Source organism: Microbulbifer mixtoriginis (SeqCode) (genome assembly GCF_052466865.1).
This window is the reverse complement of sequence record NZ_CP174293.1, coordinates 3,711,780-3,730,419: the sequence shown is the minus strand read 5'-3', so window position 1 is coordinate 3,730,419 and position 18,640 is coordinate 3,711,780. Positions and strand designations below refer to the sequence as shown.

At 55.5% G+C, this 18,640-nt stretch carries 18 protein-coding genes and 1 pseudogene; 8 read left to right on the top strand and 11 right to left on the bottom strand.

Annotated elements, in window-relative coordinates; translation table 11 throughout:
- Nucleotide 1: 1 nt before the first annotated feature.
- Nucleotides 2–1,354: an exodeoxyribonuclease VII large subunit gene (gene xseA / locus ACJJJA_RS16805; protein ID WP_444902820.1), complete on the bottom strand. Its 1,353-nt coding sequence runs from the start codon at nt 1,352–1,354 to the stop codon at nt 2–4.
- Between the two features lie 172 nt (nt 1,355–1,526).
- Between xseA and guaB the strand changes: the two genes are divergently transcribed.
- Together guaB and guaA are read left to right on the top strand one after the other, a co-directional pair.
- Nucleotides 1,527–3,014 (top strand): IMP dehydrogenase, encoded by a 1,488-nt coding sequence (gene guaB / locus ACJJJA_RS16800; RefSeq protein ID WP_444886843.1) that lies wholly within the window; start codon nt 1,527–1,529, stop codon nt 3,012–3,014.
- 87 nt (nt 3,015–3,101) lie between these two features.
- On the top strand, nt 3,102–4,679 hold the full coding sequence (gene guaA, locus ACJJJA_RS16795; RefSeq protein ID WP_444902819.1) for a glutamine-hydrolyzing GMP synthase: 1,578 nt from the start codon (nt 3,102–3,104) through the stop codon (nt 4,677–4,679).
- A gap of 368 nt (nt 4,680–5,047) precedes the next feature.
- On the opposite strand, the gene rlmB is transcribed toward guaA, so the two are convergent.
- The 7 genes from rlmB to ACJJJA_RS16760 form a co-directional block, all read right to left on the bottom strand.
- Nucleotides 5,048–5,818: a 23S rRNA (guanosine(2251)-2'-O)-methyltransferase RlmB gene (gene rlmB, locus ACJJJA_RS16790; RefSeq protein WP_444902818.1), complete on the bottom strand. Its 771-nt coding sequence runs from the start codon at nt 5,816–5,818 to the stop codon at nt 5,048–5,050.
- Entirely contained in the window at nt 5,815–6,684 is an 870-nt protein-coding gene (locus tag ACJJJA_RS16785) for a Rossmann-like and DUF2520 domain-containing protein (RefSeq protein ID WP_444902817.1), read from the bottom strand. Before ACJJJA_RS16785 ends, rlmB begins: the two co-directional genes overlap by 4 nt.
- The gene (locus ACJJJA_RS16780) at nt 6,684–7,442 is read right to left on the bottom strand and encodes a pyridoxine 5'-phosphate synthase (protein ID WP_444884162.1); all 759 of its coding nucleotides are present in this window, start codon (nt 7,440–7,442) and stop codon (nt 6,684–6,686) included. Before ACJJJA_RS16780 ends, ACJJJA_RS16785 begins: the two co-directional genes overlap by 1 nt.
- Before the next feature lie 3 nt (nt 7,443–7,445).
- On the bottom strand, nt 7,446–8,036 hold the full coding sequence (locus tag ACJJJA_RS16775; RefSeq protein ID WP_444884163.1) for a peptidylprolyl isomerase: 591 nt from the start codon (nt 8,034–8,036) through the stop codon (nt 7,446–7,448).
- A gap of 128 nt (nt 8,037–8,164) precedes the next feature.
- Nucleotides 8,165–8,845, bottom strand: coding sequence for a TIGR04211 family SH3 domain-containing protein (locus tag ACJJJA_RS16770; RefSeq protein ID WP_252082703.1), 681 nt, complete (start codon nt 8,843–8,845; stop codon nt 8,165–8,167).
- Between the two features lie 26 nt (nt 8,846–8,871).
- Nucleotides 8,872–9,171: a YciI family protein gene (locus ACJJJA_RS16765; protein ID WP_444886839.1), complete on the bottom strand. Its 300-nt coding sequence runs from the start codon at nt 9,169–9,171 to the stop codon at nt 8,872–8,874.
- A gap of 38 nt (nt 9,172–9,209) precedes the next feature.
- On the bottom strand, nt 9,210–9,935 hold the full coding sequence (locus ACJJJA_RS16760) for a VC0807 family protein (protein ID WP_252082700.1): 726 nt from the start codon (nt 9,933–9,935) through the stop codon (nt 9,210–9,212).
- A 192-nt stretch (nt 9,936–10,127) separates the two neighbouring features.
- On the opposite strand from ACJJJA_RS16760, the gene ACJJJA_RS16755 reads away from it, so the two are divergent.
- From ACJJJA_RS16755 to rluB, 5 genes and pseudogenes are all read left to right on the top strand, one after another.
- Nucleotides 10,128–11,102 (top strand): PHP domain-containing protein, encoded by a 975-nt coding sequence (locus tag ACJJJA_RS16755; RefSeq protein WP_444902816.1) that lies wholly within the window; start codon nt 10,128–10,130, stop codon nt 11,100–11,102.
- 116 nt (nt 11,103–11,218) lie between these two features.
- Entirely contained in the window at nt 11,219–11,842 is a 624-nt protein-coding gene (locus tag ACJJJA_RS16750; protein ID WP_252082697.1) for an L-threonylcarbamoyladenylate synthase, read from the top strand.
- 93 nt (nt 11,843–11,935) lie between these two features.
- Nucleotides 11,936–12,796: pseudogene (locus ACJJJA_RS16745) on the top strand (segregation and condensation protein A); the annotation flags it as partial.
- 178 nt (nt 12,797–12,974) lie between these two features.
- Nucleotides 12,975–14,153 (top strand): SMC-Scp complex subunit ScpB, encoded by a 1,179-nt coding sequence (gene scpB, locus ACJJJA_RS16740; protein ID WP_444902815.1) that lies wholly within the window; start codon nt 12,975–12,977, stop codon nt 14,151–14,153.
- The gene (rluB, locus tag ACJJJA_RS16735) at nt 14,150–15,007 is read left to right on the top strand and encodes a 23S rRNA pseudouridine(2605) synthase RluB (protein ID WP_444902814.1); all 858 of its coding nucleotides are present in this window, start codon (nt 14,150–14,152) and stop codon (nt 15,005–15,007) included. Before scpB ends, rluB begins: the two co-directional genes overlap by 4 nt.
- A gap of 70 nt (nt 15,008–15,077) precedes the next feature.
- On the opposite strand, the gene ACJJJA_RS16730 is transcribed toward rluB, so the two are convergent.
- The 3 genes from ACJJJA_RS16730 to ACJJJA_RS16720 all read right to left on the bottom strand — a co-directional run bounded on the left by ACJJJA_RS16730 (nt 15,078) and on the right by ACJJJA_RS16720 (nt 17,968).
- Entirely contained in the window at nt 15,078–15,785 is a 708-nt protein-coding gene (locus ACJJJA_RS16730; protein WP_252082693.1) for an SRPBCC family protein, read from the bottom strand.
- Nucleotides 15,786–15,875: 90 nt separating this feature from the next.
- The gene (locus ACJJJA_RS16725; RefSeq protein WP_444902813.1) at nt 15,876–17,252 is read right to left on the bottom strand and encodes an ATP-binding protein; all 1,377 of its coding nucleotides are present in this window, start codon (nt 17,250–17,252) and stop codon (nt 15,876–15,878) included.
- Between the two features lie 11 nt (nt 17,253–17,263).
- Nucleotides 17,264–17,968, bottom strand: a complete 705-nt coding sequence (locus ACJJJA_RS16720) for a response regulator (protein WP_444902812.1) — start codon at nt 17,966–17,968, stop codon at nt 17,264–17,266.
- A 168-nt stretch (nt 17,969–18,136) separates the two neighbouring features.
- Between ACJJJA_RS16720 and ACJJJA_RS16715 the strand changes: the two genes are divergently transcribed.
- Nucleotides 18,137–18,604, top strand: coding sequence for a Spy/CpxP family protein refolding chaperone (locus tag ACJJJA_RS16715; protein WP_444902811.1), 468 nt, complete (start codon nt 18,137–18,139; stop codon nt 18,602–18,604).
- The last annotated feature ends 36 nt before the right edge of the window (nt 18,605–18,640 follow it).

The following is an 18,640-nucleotide window of genomic DNA, read 5'->3' as shown; positions in this document are numbered from 1 at the left end:
TTCAGTGACTGATGTTCTCTACCTTGGCGGAAAAGTGACCCCGGGCCAATTGAACTTCAATTTCCTGGTTTATTTCGAGCGTGTGGCTGTCTTTTAGAGGTTTACCTTGGGAATCCTTGGCAATAGCATAGCCGCGCTGTAAAACAGCCAGTGGGCTCACATTGTGAAGTAACTGCGCTTGGTGGTTGAGCCTGTCCGCTTTTTGCTGCAAAAGGCGCTCAGCCGCGCGTTGCAAAGTGCTTTGCACAAATTTCAGCTGTTCTCCTTTTTTCTGTAATTGCCTCTGGGGTTGGTAGTGGGTAAAGGCCCGTTGAGCTGCTGCCAATTGGTTGCGGCGCTGCTGAATTTGCTGCTGGCCTGCGGCCAATAGGCGCATCTCCAGGTGGTCCAGGCGTTGCGAGCGGTTTTGCAGTTGTTCGCGCGGGTGGCGTAAACGATTACGGCTCAACATAATTTTCTGCTGTAAGTGGCGAACCTGCTGCTGTATGGCCCTATATAATCGAAGCCTACTATTTTCCAGCCGTTGATATAACTCAGCGGCATTTGCACTGGCAATTTCCGCTGCTGCTGAGGGGGTGGGTGCGCGTAGATCGGCAGCCAGATCGGAAACGGTCGTGTCTGTTTCGTGGCCTACCGCAGAAATTGTGGGAATGGGGCAGGTGGCCAAGGCTCGCGCAACAATCTCCTCATTGAAAGGCCAGAGATCCTCCAAAGAGCCGCCACCACGCCCCACGATAAGTAGGTCGTGGCGACCGCTGCGGCCAGCTTTTTCAATAGCGCCGGCGATTTGTTGCGCCGCTCCCTGGCCTTGTACAGCCACTGGCCAGAGTTCAATTCGCGCTCCAGGGTGGCGTCGACCCAATACATGGATCATATCGCGAATCGCGGCACCAGTCGGGGAAGTGATAATGCCAATATTGGTGGGCAAATAGGGCAGGGCGCGTTTTCGGGCGCTGTCGAATAGCCCTTCGGCCTGTAATTTGGCTTTGAGTTGTTCCAGTTGGCGCATCAGGGCGCCGAAGCCGGCTTCCTCCATATGTTCCACGATCAACTGGAATTCACCGCGGCCCTCATAGAGGCTAACCCGTGCGCGGATCAGCACTTCGCGGCCGTTTTGTGGGCGAAAAGCCACACTGCGGTTGCGCCCGCGAAACATGGCACAGCGCACCTGGGCGCGGGCATCTTTCAAGCTAAAATACCAGTGGCCGGAGCTGGGCACAGTAAAATTGGAGATTTCCCCGCTGATCCACAGTAGTGGAATGCTGCCCTCCAGCAGCTGTTTCACCTCCCGGTTCAAATCGCTTACCGACAGGACACTGCGTTTGCTGTTGGGAGTTGCTGGGCTGGATTGCATCTGTGCCTCTCAAGTGAAAACTGGCGGAGCAATATTGCAGTATCCCCTTTATAGGTAAAGTGCTTTACTCGTTAAATCTGATTTTCTATGAAATGCCATTTGCGCTTTTATTCCTGAGAGGTATAATCGCGCCGATACCCAATCCCGCCTATTCGAGGTTTGAGTGTCAACAATGTCTGAATCCAATCTGCGCATCGCGCGCGAAGCCCTCACTTTTGACGACGTCCTACTTGTGCCCGGTTATTCCGAGGTGACCGCCAAGGATGTCAGCCTTAAAACCCAGCTGTCCCGCAATATCACCCTGAATATTCCCATTGTCTCCGCTGCTATGGATACAGTAACGGAAGCGCGCCTGGCAATTGCCCTGGCACAGGAAGGTGGTATCGGCATTATTCACAAGAGCATGTCCATTGAAGAACAGGCTCTTGCGGTGCGTGCGGTGAAAAAATTTGAAGCCGGTGTGGTAAAAGACCCGATTACGATCGAGTCGGATGCCACCGTGCGTGAATTGATCGCCCTGACAACCCATCACAATATTTCCGGTGTTCCGGTAATGGATAAAGGAGATCTGGTGGGTATTGTTACCAGCCGCGATGTTCGCTTCCTTACCGACCTGGATGTGAGTGTTGCCAGTGTTATGACGCCAAAGGAGCGCCTGGTAACTGCACACGAAGATGCCTCTTCTGATCATGTGCGCGAATTGCTGCACAAGCACCGCATCGAGAAAGTACTCGTTGTGAACGATGATTTTGAGTTGCGCGGCCTGATTACCGTTAAAGACTTTAATAAGGCAGAGCAATACCCGAACTCCTGTAAAGATTCCGATGGTCGCCTGCGTGTTGGCGCATCAGTGGGCACCAGTCCTGACACCGATGACCGCGTAGCGGCTCTGGTAGAGGCCGGTGTGGATGTGTTGGTTGTGGATACTGCCCACGGCCATTCCCGCAACGTAATTGATCGCGTGCGTCGCATTAAGGAAATGCATCCTCAGGTGGATGTAATTGGCGGCAATATTGCCACTGGCGACGCCGCGCGCGCATTGGTTGAAGCTGGTGCGGATGCGGTGAAGGTAGGTATTGGCCCGGGCTCTATTTGCACCACCCGAATCGTGACGGGTATCGGTGTGCCCCAGGTAACGGCAATTGCTGAGGTTTCCACTGCGCTTAAAGGAACAGGGGTACCTATGATCGCCGATGGTGGCATCCGCTATTCCGGTGATATTTCCAAGGCAATTGTTGCGGGTGCATCTTCCGTAATGATGGGCTCTATGTTTGCCGGTACCGAAGAGGCGCCGGGTGAGGTGGAGCTATACCAGGGGCGTACTTACAAGTCCTATCGAGGTATGGGATCCCTCGGTGCCATGGCGCGCACTCAGGGCTCCTCCGATCGCTACTTCCAGGATGCCAGCAAGGGCGCTGAAAAACTGGTCCCGGAAGGTATTGAAGGGCGCGTCCCTTATAAAGGCCCTCTGTCTGCCATTGTGCACCAGATGCTCGGTGGCCTGCGCTCTGCTATGGGTTATACCGGTAGTGTGGATATTGAAACCATGCGCACCCGTCCGGAATTTGTGCGGGTAACTGCCGCCGGCATGGGTGAGTCCCATGTACACGATGTGCAGATTACCAAAGAGGCGCCCAACTACCCGGTGGGAGGACGCTAAGCCCCTCGGTGAACAACTTTCAGTACCAAGCCGCAAACGGACCTTTCAGGTCCGTTTGCCGTTATTTATTCTGTTAATGAGTCAATCATGAGCCAAGATATCCACTCCAGTCGAATTCTGATCCTCGACTTTGGGTCCCAGTACACCCAATTGATCGCCCGCCGAGTGCGCGAGCTGGGTGTTTTTTCCGAAATTCGCGCCTTCGACATGAGCGAAGAAGAGATCCGCGAATATAACCCGAAAGGTATTATCCTGGCCGGTGGGCCCGAATCTGTACCGGAAGAGGGCTCTCCCCGCGCGCCAGAAGTGGTTTACAGCTTGGGCGTGCCTGTTCTGGGGATTTGCTATGGCATGCAGACCATGGCACACCAGCTAGGTGGTGCCGTACAGGGAAGTAACGTCCGCGAGTTTGGCTACGCCCAGGTAAAAGTAGAGGGCACTTCCAATCTGCTGCGCGATATCAAAGATCACCTCAACGATGATGGTGAGGCGCTGCTGGATGTATGGATGAGCCACGGCGACAAAGTCGTGCAAATGCCGGAAGGCTTTGCGCTGATGGCCTCCACCGATTCCTGCCCCATTGCTGGTATGTACTCCGCTGACAAGAACTTCTTTGGGGTACAGTTCCACCCGGAAGTGACACATACCCTGCAGGGTATGCGCATCTATGAACACTTTGTCATTGATATCTGCGGTTGTGAAAAGCTCTGGACCCCGGCCAATATTATCGAGGACTCCATTGCCAAAGTGCGCGAACAGGTGGGTGATGGCAAGGTATTGCTGGGTCTCTCCGGGGGTGTCGACAGCTCTGTGGTGGCGGCACTGCTGCACAAGGCTATTGGCGATCAGCTGACCTGTGTTTTTGTGGACAACGGCTTGTTGCGCAAAAATGAGGGCGATCAGGTGATGCAAATGTTTGCCGATAATATGGGCGTGCGGGTTGTTCGCGCCGATGCGCAAGAGGATTTCCTCTCACGTCTGGCAGGTGTGGATGAGCCTGAAGCCAAGCGCAAAATTATCGGCAATACCTTTATCGAGATTTTCGATCGAGAAGCGTCCAAATTGCAGGATGTGAGGTTCCTGGCTCAGGGTACTATTTATCCAGATGTGATCGAATCTGCCGCCGCCAAAACGGGCAAAGCCCATGTAATCAAGTCTCACCACAACGTGGGCGGCTTGCCGGAAGATATGCAGTTTGAACTGGTGGAACCACTGCGTGAGCTGTTTAAAGATGAAGTGCGCAAAATCGGCCTGGAGTTGGGTCTGCCTTACGATATGGTTTACCGCCACCCCTTCCCGGGACCGGGCCTGGGCGTTCGCATTCTCGGCGAGGTAAAGAGAGAGTATGCCGATATCTTACGCGAGGCAGACGCCATCTTTATCGAGGAGTTGCACAAGGCTGATTGGTACCACAAAACCAGCCAGGCATTTGTGGTATTCCTGCCGGTGAAATCGGTTGGTGTGGTGGGCGATGGCCGCCGCTATGAATATGTAGTGGCGCTTCGAGCCGTGGAAACCGTGGACTTTATGACGGCGCGTTGGGCGCATTTGCCCTACGAGTTGATTGAGAAAGTCTCCAACCGCATTATTAATGAGATAGAGCATATCTCCCGCGTGGCTTACGATGTATCGAGCAAGCCACCGGCTACCATCGAGTGGGAGTAAGCGCTTAATCTCACTTCTTTAATGGGGCGCTTGGCGCCCCATTTCTCTATTTTCCCCGCCAAGCGTGCCACTTTCCACAGCTGAGCCCTTTGCTTCAAATGGCGCTTAACTGGTGCGCACGTCTCTTGCTTTTATCTTGTAATTCACTGTAACTCGTTGATTTTTTGGGCGTTTCAAAAGCTGGTCATTTTTTCTTCAGATTGTCACATTGGCGCAACCATGGGCCTTTGCGACAGGGAAAGAATAGTTATCCTCAGAGATATCCACAGAATCTGTGGGTAGCCACTCTTCGAGAGGGGTGTAGTTGGTAATTAGGGGGTTGAAAGAGAAAGAAGGGGCACCTTTTGCACAGAGATGCCCTGGGCGGATTAAAGTTGGCGCCGGAAGCTGATCAGTGCCGCAGTAACTGCTACGTTGAGGCTCTCCACACCATTTTGCATGGGGATACGCACTAGCTCGTTACACTGCTTGGTGACCGCATCGCTAACCCCGCGGGTTTCATTGCCCAGAACAAAAATAGTTGGTTTGTTACCGGGAACCTCTGCAAGGGTCATTGAGGCATGGGAGGACAGGCCACAGATACGTGCGCCGGAATCGCGAAAATCGCTTAGTGCATCGGTCAGGGTGTCGCACCGTAGTATCTGGGTTTTAAACAGAGTGCCGGTGCTGGCTTTGATCACCAGTGGGTCAATCTGTGCGCAGCCCTTTCTCGGCAGGAGAATACCATCCACACCGCCGGCACAGGCTGATCGGATAATCATGCCGAGATTTTGTGGATTGGTAATACCGTCCAGCGCTAAAAGTTCGTAGGTCTTAGCCTCATTCTTGGGCAGGAAGGCTTTGTAGTTGCCGTAGTTGGGTAGGGCCAGATCCAGCGCTACACCCTGGTCCTGGCGAGAATTTTTCGAGATGCGGGAGAGTTCTTTCCGATCCAAGTAGGAGATTTCTATCTGGCGCTCCTCGGCCAGAGACTCCATTCGACTGATCAGCTGGTCGCGTCGGTTGCTGCTAGCCAGGTGCAGCTTGTGTACCGGAAGTTCTGGGTCTTCCAGTGCTTCGAGCACCGGCTTGCGCCCATAAATAGTTAGTAGGCTGTCGAAAAAGGCCCTTTTTTTTAGGTATTCAGAGGAGTCTTTCACCGCATTGGCTCGCTCAGTAGTTCGATCAATTTGGCCGCGCTCTCATCGGATAGCTGGCCCCGCCGCGCCAACTCTACACAGGCGAGGCCCAGTTGGCGATAGTGGTGCGCGAGTTCCGGGGCTGTGGAGGTTAAGTCTTTCAGCTGGTTGGCTACTGTTTCCAGGTCGCCCCGGGCGATCGGGCCGGTGAGAGAATTCTCCGGTCCAAGAGCCATATTATTCTGTGCGGTCTGCAGAACAATTGGCTCCAGTAACTTGAGGGCACTATCGCGGTCGATACCCGCCGCAGCGAAACTGCTCAGGCTGAGATCTATGAGTACGGTGAGATAGTTGCACGCGATCACCGAACCGGCATGGTATAGAGACTTGTGCTGGGCTTCGATGTTGAGTATTTCACAGCCTATGGTAGTGAAAGCTTCTGCTAAAGCCTTTGTTGCAGAGCTTTCGCCCTCTAGGGCGACGCTACAGCCGGCGAAACTATCGAGGGAGCGCAGCGGGTCGGCAAAGCTGTGCACCGGGTGGGCGCTGGCGATAGCGGCAGGGCGCAGCACTTCGAGCACTTGTGAGCTCAGGGCGCCACTGCAGTGGAAGGCTGCTATGTTTTCGCGTTCGCCAAGGTGGTTGGCGAGGCGTTCAACTGTTGCGGCAATCTCGCTATCGCTGCAAGCGATTAGCCAGAAGTCTGCGGGCTTCATCAATTCCAGCGCGGCTACTGCGTGCCCGGCGCCGATAAACTCGGCGGCAGCCTGTGCGCTTTCCAGACTGCGGTTAAAAATCGATTGAACTTGAAAAAAACCGGTCTGTTGCCACAAGCGCCCGAGAGTTTTCCCCAGGCGCCCGGCACCAATAATGTTGAGTGTCTTCATTAGTTGCCGGCGAGGCAGTCCAGGTAAGCTTTAACAGCATTCTCCAGCCCCATACCGATGGCGTCTACGGTGAGGGCGTGGCCGATTGAGACTTCCTGTAATCCTGGCAGGGTGCGGTAGCGGGGCAGGTTGACCAGGTTCAGGTCGTGGCCCGCATTTACCCCCAGCCCCAATTGGCGAGCATGCTCGGCGGCGGCGCAGTGAGCGCTGAAGATATCTTCCAGTTCCGCACTCTGTTTTGCGGCTGCTTCTGCATAGGGGCCTGTATACAGCTCAATGCGATCAGCACCCACATCCTTGGCCAGGCTGATCTGCTCTAGATCCGGATCCATAAACAAGCTAACTCGGACACCGGCGTCCTTGAGTCTGGCGATCAGGGGGACCAGGCGCGGGCCATCGAGTTTGAGGTTGAAGCCGTGATCGGAGGTTAGCTGATCGTTGCTGTCGGGGACCAGGGTGCACTGGTCTGGTTGGGTTTCCAGTACTAACGGCATCAGGCCGGGATAGTCCCCCTGGTGCAGGGCAAAGGGATTGCCCTCAATATTGAACTCAATACCCTGGCGATCGCGGCACAGTGCAGCCAATTCGCGTACGTCATTGGGGCGGATATGGCGCTGATCTGGGCGTGGGTGTACGGTGATACCCTGCGCACCAGCGTCTAGGCATATCCGACCGTGGGCAGTGACATCGGGGAAGTTACCCTCGCGGGAATTGCGGATCAGGGCGATCTTGTTGAGATTAACACTGAGAGCGATCACAGCTTATTCTCCCTTGCTGTTGGTGGCGACGGCGTTGTCACCGGTGTCTATACGTTTGGCCTCAAGGATGCGGATGGGAGTGTTGGGGGCACTTGGGTGCTGTCGATAGAGGCCCCTTGGCTGCTCTACCATCTTTTCCACAATATCCATGCCGGCAATCACCCGGCCAAAAACGGCGTAGCCGGGCTTGTCTTCTTGGGCGTCGAGCCTGGTGTTATCGACCAGATTGATAAAAAACTGAGAGGTAGCGCTGTCTGGGTCGTTGGTTCTTGCCATGGAGAGGGTGCCGCGCAGGTTTTGCAGGCCGTTGGCGGATTCGTTGACGATGGGGTCTTGGGTTTCCTTTCTCTGGAAATCGAAAGTAAATCCGCCACCCTGAACAACGAAGCCCGGTACTATCCGGTGGAAGATGATCCCATTGTAAAAGCCGTTATCGGTATAAGTAAGGAAGTTCTGTACGGTGACCGGAGCTTCTTTGGCGAAGAGTTCGATCTGAATAATGCCCAAGTCGGTTTTAAGTTCCACGCGCGGGTTTTTGGCCAATGCGGGAAGGGCAAGGGTTGCACAGAGTAGCATTGCAAATAGTTTACGCATCATCCTAAGTCCTTTAGGTTTTACGGCAGTGTTTCGACACAGCCGCTTTTGAGTTGGATGTAGGGCCTGGGGGGATATCACTTCCCCCGGGGCTCAATAGTATGCGATTTCGACGAGAGTGGGCGAAATCAGTTCGCCCACTCTGAGTGGCGCTTGCGCGGGCGTAGGTGCGGGGCAATCATTGCAAGGAGGGCGCCCAGTAGTACAGACAGAGCGCCATACATATACCACTTGTGGCTTTCACTGCCGGATAAGCGCTGAATTTCCGCTTCTGCCATGGTCTTCTCCTGCTTGAGTAGTTCGTGCTGGTGCAGGAGCTTCTGGTGGCGCTCATTGAGTGCCAGGGCATCTGCTGATAACGCCTTTAGGGTTTTCAGCTCGGCTGCGAGCGTCTGGCTCTGTTGCTGGGCGGACTCCAGGGAGCTACTCAGCTTGCTATTTTCTTCCTCCAGGCGGCGGACTTCCCCACCGAGGTTGCCTTCCATTTTCTCAAAGCGTGCCAGGTTCGCTTCCGCTTGTTCCAGCTTGAGTTTGGCCACTGGGTCGGAGACCAGGTATTGGCGCCTCACCCACCCCTCTGTGCCACCCTGGGTGCGCACGCGGGTCCAACCCTCTTGCGGGGCATCTTCGAGAACACTGAGCTGGGTGCCGCTGGGCAAGCCGCGGTGCAGGATACGAAATCCATTGCCTTTACCGGCGCGCATGGGCACATGTAGCTGGTCGGTGATATAGCGAGTTTCGGCGGCGGCAGTTGCCGGGACTGCGTTGAGCAGTGTGGCGGCGATCAGGCCGCACAATAATTTCTTCATTGCGATACAGCTTGTGCTTGTTGTTATTAGGGCAGTACTAATTTGAATGGCTTGACAGAAGTTGAAGCGTAGACACCAGCAGCCACATAGGGGTCGCCGTCGGCCCAGGCCTGAGCCTCCTCAAGCGAGGGAAATTCGGCAACCACTAGGCTGCCGCTAAAGCCAGCCTCACCGGGTTCTTCGCTATCAACGGCGGGGTGTGGGCCTGCAACCAGCAGGCGCCCCTCGTCTTTAAGACGGTTGAGTCGGGCTAAATGGTCTGGACGCGCTTTTTTACGCAAAGGGAGACTATCGCTAACATCTTCACTGATGATTGCGTACCACATTGTGAATTTTGCTCTTGTTAGTTGATCAGGAAATTTTGTTATTGGGCAACCATGACTTCTTCCAGCTTCAGCCCGGTAAGCTTGCCGATACGGGAAAAGAGGAAAAAGAGAACCAGCATTAAAATAATGGTGGCCGGCAGGGCGATCACCGGATAGCTGAGTGCGGTCATTTTACCCAGTTCCTCATTGAAGGCTTCCGTACCCGGAGGGCTCTGTAAAATAACTTTCGCCAGTACGTAGTTGAGTACTGAGGAGAGGAAAAAAGAGGCGGCGATCATCCAGGATGCCTGTTGCAAGGTGCGCTCAAAGGCACCCTGGTTGCCTTTGTTGGCGAGACTTTGGGCAATCTTGGCGGTATCCAGTATCTGGTCGTTGTACAAAAGCGTCTTTACCAGTGGCCAGCGGGTGTAGAGGGAGGCAACGGTGGCGATACCCAGCAGCCCTGGAATGGCGGCTTCTTTAATGGCGATATACTGCGGATCCAACTCCAGCAGGCTGATACCACCGGTGAGCAGGATGCTGATAGTTCCCAGGGCGGAGAAGAAGTTGACCTTACCAGAGCGAATGAGGTCGCGCAGTCCGTAGCCGAGAGGGAAAGCCAGTGCGACCACTAGGGCCCATTTGGTGCCAAGCCAGTCGTCCCCGGAGAGTTTGGTCAGGACCAGGGTGGGGATAACGATGTTGAGAAGCAGGTTGCCGAGTAAGCCCTCTTTCTTCTTGGGCTTCTGTTGGGCTACTGGGGTGGTCGAATTCGTTTCGGTCATACTCAATTCCGGTGATAATGCCCGCGGGAAGCTGGTTGAGAGGTCATATTGCAATGGCCCTCAAGGAAAATCGCTTCCCCACTGACAATACTGCTGTCAGACTCCGGTTCCTCGTGGCCGCCAAGGGAGACCTATGGTCCGGGCCCTATCCTTGAAAACACCGGTTGCGAGTAGGACAGCGCCACCGGATGATTGTTCCAAATAATAGATACTGCGACTTTTAACCCCTTAAGAGAGAGTGAGAGCCTGCTGTTGAGTTTCCTGCCAGAAGATCTGAATACAGACCTTGTAGACCTTCACTGCCACAGTACCGCTTCCGACGGTATTTTAAGTCCTACTGAGCTGGTGTCGAGGGCGAAATCTCAAGGTGTGACACTGATGGCACTCACTGACCACGATACGGTGGGTGGTGTAGCTGAGGCACAGGCGGTTGGTGACCAATTAGGCATCACCGTGATGACGGGGATCGAATTCTCCAGCCTTTGGGGGCGGCGCTCCGTCCATGTAGTTGGATTGAATATTGACCCGGCAGCCGAGTGCTTGCGGCAGGCAATTGCCCTGCGCGAGCGATTGCGCCAAGAGCGCGCCGAGCGGATTGCCGAACGTCTAGAGAAGCGCGGTTTTCAGGGCGCTTTGCAGGGGGGGCGTGCGATTGCCGGTGATTCCGTACTGGGGCGGCCGCACTTCGCCCGTTGGCTGGTGCAAGCCGGGCACGTTGAGGACACAGCGCGGGCATTCAAGCGCTATCTGGGCGCCGGCAAGATCGGCGATGTGCGCGTGGAGTGGCCACAATTGCAAGAGACTGTAGAAACCATTCAGTCTGCTGGCGGCTCGGCAGTGTTGGCACACCCTCTCAAGTACAGTCTCACTCGAACCCAATTACTGCGTCTGCTGACAGAGTTCTACCGCAGTGGCGGGAATGCTATAGAGCTGCTCTGCGGTCGGCAGAACCCCACGCAGACCAGAGAACTGCGCACCCTCATGGCGTTGGCCGTTGGCGATTCCTGCAAAGCTCCATTGTTGAGCTCTTTGGGGAGTGATTTCCACCAGCCGGAGCAGCCCTGGAGGGAGCTGGGCTGTGTGCGTTTACCCGAAGACGTCGAGCCGGTGTGGAATCTGTGGCACACTCTGCACCGGGATCGACCCGGGGAAGCAGTATCTGCCTGACAGTGTGAATTTTCACATCACACCAGAGGGGGAGTCGGCATTGGTCGAACCCTAATCCCCGGCGGGTATCAGAGCCCGCCGCAAGAGGTTTCAATTGATTAAAGCTTGGGGGCTTTGTGGCGCAGTTCTTTCAAATTCATCCGGACAATCCTCAAGGGCGGCTGATCAGTCAGGCCGCAGATATAGTGACTAGTGGTGGGGTGATTGTTTATCCCACTGATTCTGCCTACGCGATAGGCTGCCGATTAGGGGAGAAGCTAGCGGTTGAGCGGATTCGCGCTCTGCGTCAGCTGGATAAAAATCACAACTTTACCCTGATGTGTCGCGATCTTTCCGAGTTAGCCACTTACGCCAAGGTGGATAACCAGATGTTCCGCCTGCTAAAGAACCACACCCCGGGCTCCTATACCTTTATTATGCCGGCCACCGCAGAGGTGCCTCGCCGTCTAATCCACCCCAAGCGCAAAACCATTGGCATTCGCGTGCCCGACAACCCCATTGCTTTGGAGTTGATTGAGGCGGTGGGTGAGCCGTTGATGAGCTGCAGCCTGATTATGCCTGGCGATACGCAGCCGCTGACCGACCCCTATGATATTCGCGACACCCTTGAGCACCAGGTGGAGCTGGTGATCGATGGTGGCTTTTGTGGAATGGAAGCGACTACGGTAATTGACCTGACAGGCGATGAGCCCGAGCTAATTCGCCAGGGCTGTGGCGCCACAGATGAAATACTGGGCTGATTAGTGCCTCACTGGTGTATAATCGGCCGTTTGCGATTTTGAGGGTGGGGCAGGGTGTCCAGTGAAGAACTAATAGCCGAGGTGGAGGAACAGGTGCTCGCCGATGTTGCAGCTACCGAATCTGCCGCCCCTGCTGATTCGCCCACGGAAAACCCGCTCTCCGAGGAGAGCGAAGAGGGCGAAGGCCCTCTCGCACTCGTGTTGGGGGAGGCATTTACCGACCTGCCCCCAGATCTCTTTATTCCACCAGATGCTCTGGAAGTTATCCTGGAAGCCTTCGAAGGCCCACTGGATCTGCTGCTTTACTTAATCCGCCGCCAGAACCTGGATATTTTGGAAATTAACGTCTCGGACATCACCCGCCAGTATATGGCTTATGTGGAGATGATGACGTCGATGCGTTTTGAGTTGGCGGCGGAATACTTGGTGATGGCGGCAATGCTCGCCGAGATCAAGTCGCGCATGCTGTTGCCGCGCCCGCCAGCAGCGGAAGAAGAAGAGGGTGAGGACCCTCGCGCTGCACTGATTCGCCGTCTGCAGGAATACGAGCGCTTCAAAACTGCCGCCGAGGATCTCGATGAAATACCGCGCATGGGCCGCGATATCCATCAGGCCAGTGCCGAAGGACCGGACCGTAATATTACCCGGCCCGACCCAGAGGTGGATCTCAAGGAGGTATTGGTTGCGCTGGCGGATGTGTTGCGCCGCGCCGATATGTTTGAGAGCCACCAAGTGGAACGCGAAAAGCTCTCTACCCGCGAGCGTATGACTCAGGTGCTGGATCAGATCCGCCACGGCCAGTTTGTGCCATTCGTGAGTCTGTTCACCGCAGAAGAGGGGCGCCTTGGCGTGGTGGTGACTTTCCTGGCGGTGATGGAGCTGGTCAAGGAGTCTCTGGTCGAGCTGGTACAAAATGAAGCTTTTGGGCCCATTCATGTGCGCGCAGCTAGCCAGGGCAATGAAGCCGGTGATGATGAACTTGACGAAAGTACAGATGACTCCTACGCAGAAGAGCCGGGGGAAACACCCCAGTTTTCCGATGCCGAGAGTACCTTGAGTCAAGACTTGAGTGATCAGGAGTCACATTCTGAAGGGCAGGTGGAGCCCAGAGAAGAAGAGTTGGAACAATAAGATGACAATCGCTCCGGAATTACTGCGCAGAATCCTGGAGGGTGCCTTGTTAGCTTCGGCTCAGCCCCTCAGTGAGGAAAAATTGTTGTCCTTGTTGGACGAGGAGGAGCGCCCCTCCGCCACAACCCTACGGGATGTGCTCGGTGAGATTGCCGAGAGTTGTGCCGGACGCGGTTTTGAGCTGAAAAAAGTTGCCAGTGGTTGGCGCTTCCAGGTGCCGGAAGATCTGGCCCCCTGGGTGAACCGCCTATGGGAGGAAAAAGCGCAAAGGTATTCCCGCGCAACTCTGGAAACATTGGCGATTATTGCCTACCGTCAGCCGGTCACCCGTGGGGATATTGAGGAGATCCGCGGGGTTGCGGTCAGCTCTCAGATAGTGAGAACCCTGTTGGATAGAGGTTGGATCAAGGTGGTTGGTCACCGCGATGTGCCCGGCAAGCCCTCCCTCTACGCGACTACCAGGGATTTCCTAGATTATTTCAATCTGTCCTCCCTGGATGACTTGCCCACTTTGGCTGAAATCCGTGATATCGAGAGCTTGAATAAGATTCTCGAATCAGAGGGGCTCCCCCCCGAGGAAATCGCGGCTGCACTCGCCGCTGAGGGAGAGGAGCTTTCAGAGGGCGAGCAGGCGAGTGTGGAAACGGAAGAGGAGGCCGGCGCACTGGAAAGTGAGGAGCAGCAGGAATCTGAAGATGCGGAAACGGATACCGATGCTGAGGAGGACGCCCGGATCGCTGCAGCGCTTGAGGAAATCGCTGCGGAGGCCAATATACAGCTAGAGACCGATGGCGAGCAGCCCGAGATAGAGACCGAAGCTGCCGAAAGTGATGATGTGGCAGTAGCTGAGTTATCCACAGAGGCGCAAGAAGAGATCAAGGATGAGGCGCCGGAAGATGAATGGGAGTTGGCGCAGACGCAGTCTGAAAGCCCAGAGGCTTCTGAGCCTTTGAGTGTTGACGCCGAGGAGGGGTCAACTCCGGAAAAAGAACATGAAAGCGAAATTGAACAGGACGACGACGCTGGGGAGCCACAAGCCCCTATCGCGGCAACACTGCCCAAAAGCAGCCTGTTTGGTGATATCGACACTGAGGCTGCAACCGATCAAGAGGAGCCGGGAAGTAGCGATGTCGATGAAGATTCCCAAGAAGTAGTGCAAGCGGAAAACACCACCCCATGAGTGATGGCACCTCGCCAGCAGGCGAAAAATTGCAAAAAGTATTAGCGCGCAGCGGCCTGGGGTCGCGGCGTGAGATGGAGCGCGCGATCGATGCGGGTCGCGTGACCGTTAACGGAAAAGTAGCGGAACTCGGAGAACGGGTGACCAGTGCGGATCATATTGAATTTGATGGCCAGGGCTTGCCCTCCAGCGGGGAAAACCGCTGCCGGGTAATACTGTACAACAAACCTGTCGGCGAAATTTGCTCGCGCCACGATCCGGAAGGGCGCCCCACGGTTTACGATCGCCTGCCCCGGCTGAAAACCGGCCGCTGGATATCCGTTGGCCGCCTGGATTTCAACACCAGTGGTCTGCTGCTGTTTACCAATAGTGGCGAGCTGGCCAACAAGTTGATGCACCCCTCATCGGTGATCGATCGCGAATACCTTGTGCGCATCCAGGGAGATGTGGATGAGGAAATGAAGCGACGCCTGCTTAAAGGGGTGCTATTGGATGACGGCTCCGCGCGCTTTACCGATATTGTCGAAAGCGGCGGCGAGGGTAGAAACCGCTGGTTTTATTGCGTGGTGATGGAGGGACGCAATCGCGAGGTGCGCCGTTTGTGGGAGTCCCAGGGGGTGCGCGTGAGCCGCCTGAAGCGGGTGCGCTATGGCAGTGTATTTATTCCATCCCACGTGCGCGTGGGCCAGTGGATTGAGATGGAGCCCAGGGAAATTGACGACCTGTGTATCACCGCCGGTCTGCCCAAGCTGGGCCAGCGACCGCTAACCCAGGGGGAAAAACAGAACCTGGAACGCCAGAGGCGCAAACTGCGTAAGTCACCGGTACCGGCGCAGCGTCGTAATAAGTCCTGATACGGTTACGTTTTTTTACGAAAAAGCCCGCATTCTGCGGGCTTTTTCGTGCTTGGGTGCTAGCTTTAGCCTACGGTTGGTTCTCCTTTTGCTCTTCATTTTCAGGAGTTTCTCCAGCCTCTTCTTGCTGTTGATTCTGCATCTCAGACTGTACGCCCTGAGGGCCACCACCCATGGCGTCGTCGACATCGGAGGGAATATCGGACACCGAATTACTGGTGTCATTAGTCTCCTCCTTATTGGCTCCCTCGGTTTTGGTACTGGACTCCATCAGTTGCTTGAGCTTTGCCAGTCCTTGTTCGTAGGACTCCCCCACCATTTTTTTGATGGCCAGCCCCATCCAGCGCTCCCTTGGGCCGCCACCGGTATCGGTATTAAAGCTCCAGACAACCTGGGTGCCGCCGTTTTGGGGCATTAACCTGAACTCCGCGGAGGCTTCACTGCCGTCACCAAAATTAAGCTTGTTGAGTACTGTTGAGTCCGGCGTGCTGGCGATGATGGTCTGGGTTCCGCTGCCCTCATTGGAGTTTTCGCCATGCCAACTCATGGTTGCCCCCACCCCCGTTTCTGGACCGCTGTATTTATATTCCATGGCGGGATCTATATGCCGCCAGGGGGACCAGCTGTTGAATTTTCGATAGTCGTTGACGTAGGGGAATATGGTTTGGGGTGGTTTGTCGATGTAGATACTGCGCTCCAAGGAGACTTCACGGGGAAACAGATAACCGGCTAGGAGCAGTAGTATCAGAAATACGAAGATATAGAGTATCCAGCGCATAGCGGGGCCCTTTGCTATTTTCGGGATCGCTGACCCCGATTGCCGGCGAATAGCCGGCACTAGTCAAGGTTATAGCAGCTCCTCTGCAGTTTAATCGTCGCTGAGATGGATAAGTGGCAGCTTGATCTCGACACAGAGGCCGGCACCGGGGTGATTGCGCGCGGTAATGCTGCCACCGTGATGCAATATCGTGCGCTGGGCGATAGCCAGTCCCAGGCCAAAACCACCACTCTCGCGAGTGCGGGCGCTGTCCGTGCGGTAGAAGGGGCGGAATATGGCTTCTAGGTCGGATTCTTCCACACCGGAGCCAGAGTCGATTACAGAGATGCTGCAATTGTCTGTGGACTCCTGCACCAGTACCCGCACCAGTCCGTGGCTGGGGCTGTATTTGATCGCATTGCGCAAGATATTCTCTAGCGCTGCGGTCAGGGAGCTGCCGCGAGTAGCGACTAGCAGTTCTTCGCCACTGACGCTCATATCAAAGCCGAGATGTTTATCCGTCGCTTCGATCTGCAGGTCGTCGATCAGCGCTGAGAGTAAACTGTTGAGCTCTACTACGTCATCCAGTGGGCGCTGCTCCTGGTTGCTGACCGGCAAGGAGAGAACGTCGGCGATAATATCTTCGAGATAGTCCGCCGCTTTGCCGATTTTATCCAGTTCAGTATCGAGCCCTACAACTTGCTTCTGGCGGGCGATCGCGAGGGCTACCTGCAGTCGCGCCAGGGGCGAGCGCAATTCGTGGGACACATCTTTAATCAGGCGGCGCTGTTCGGACATGGACTCCTGAAGCTGGGCGGTCATGGAGTCGAAGTCCAGTGCCAAGTCGGTCAATTCATCGTTGCGGGTGCGCAGGCTGGGGGCGACCCGGTAATCCAATCCTCCGGCGGCGACACGCTTGGTGGCGGCGCGCAGTTGTTCTAAAGGTCGGCTCAGGTAGCTGGCCAGCCAGTAACAGGCGACGCCCGAGGCAATCATAGAGAGCAGCAGCATGGGCCAGAAGTTGCGCCAAAGGAATCGCAGTAGCAGCCCCTCTTTACTATCTCCGGCAACCAGGGCAATACGCAGAGGGTCTCCTGTGCGCAGTGGCAGGAAGAAGCCAACGGTAGGTTTGTTATCCACTAGCATATGGGCCTCGCGATTGCGGTAGTCGAGACTATTGATCAGCGGTGCCATGTTCTGTGGCAGTGGTCTCCCCAGCAGGTCGTTGCCTTCGCTATCTATTGCGTACACCCGCCGCTTGACCTTTTTGGGTGCGCGCTCCAGCCAGTGCTGAAACTGCTCGGGCCCATGGCGGCGGGCGATACGCATATTGCGCATGACTTCTCGAAACAGTGCGGGCCCCTCCCAGCGCTCCTCCTGGCGGGGGTCACCAAATTCGCCAAAATGGGTAATGTAAATGGCGGCAACCACCATCACCATGGCGGTGATCCATGCGCCAAAAAACATTTTCCAGAAGAGGCTGCGCATTTTGATACTACCTACTGCTTGGCCTGGGTGAGCATATAACCGGCGCCGCGGATATTGATAATCAGGTCGCGGCTGGCGCCTTTGTCCGCGAGCTTCTTGCGAATGTTGCTGACATGTACATCGATGGAGCGGTCGTAGGGCATCAGTTTACGCCCCAGGGCATTCTCGGTGAGTACCTCTTTGCCCACTACATCCCCAGCGCTTTGAACTAACACCTTGAGCACAGAAAATTCGGCCCCTGTCAGGGATAGGACCTGGTCACTCCAATAGGCCTGATGCTCGGTTGGTAGCAGGCGTAACGGGCCGCTGCTAAGGCTGTCGTCGTCATTTTCTACCTCAACTCTACCGCGACGCAAGATTGCGCGCAGGCGCGCCGCCAACTCGCGGGGATTACAGGGTTTGGGTAAGTAGTCGTCGGCACCCATTTCCAGGCCCACGATTCGGTCTACGGTGTCCCCTTTGGCGGTCAACATGATGACTGGCAGGGAGCGACTGGTGGAAGAAGCCTCCTCGCGCAGCTTGCGCAGTACATCAAAGCCATTGTGCACCGGTAGCATCACATCTAACACCAGGGCATCAAAGGGCTGGCTCTGGGCCAACTCCAATCCGCGGCCACCGTCGTTGGCGGCAGTTACATCAAAGCCCTCTCCGGTGAGGTACTCCCTCAGCAGATCGGTTAATTCTGTGTCGTCGTCGATTAGAAGGATGCGGCTCATGATGTTCTCTCAATTGCTGTGGGGCCATTATATGCAAAGCGTTGGCGCTAGTTATCACAGCTCTGCAGGCTTTTTACCGTTCTTAACAAATGTTTACTGCGGTTTGCCCCTGTTTACACAGGCCCGACTTACTATGAAATCACTGAATACAAACGTGAGGACGGAGTGATGAAAAACTGGAAACTGGTGCTGAGTAGCCTGGCCCTGGCCGGAGTAATGGCTGCCCCTGTAGCTACTATGGCGTTTGGCGCTGAGGACGGCCATCACAAGCGCGGATTTGAACATATGGCGCGCAAGCTGGAACTGACTGAGGGCCAGAAAGCGCAGTTGAAGGCTAACAGAGACAGCAATAGCGAAAGCAGGAATGCCCAGCGCCAGCAGTTACAAGAGCTGCGCAAGCAAATCCATACCGCCCTGGAGAGCGGTGCAGACCAGGGCACCCTAGACCAGCTCGGGACCGAATTGGGCAAGTTGCAGGTGCAAAAAATGCAGAACCACTTCCAACTGCGCCAGCAGTTCGAAGCGATCCTCACGGATGAGCAGAAAGCAAAATTTGAAAAGATGAAAGAGCAACGCAAAGAGCGCCGCATGAAGTGGCGTGAAGAACGCCTTGAGCGCCGCGCTACAGAGAGCTGATATCCCCAAATCGCAGACTCCTTGTGCGATCCACCG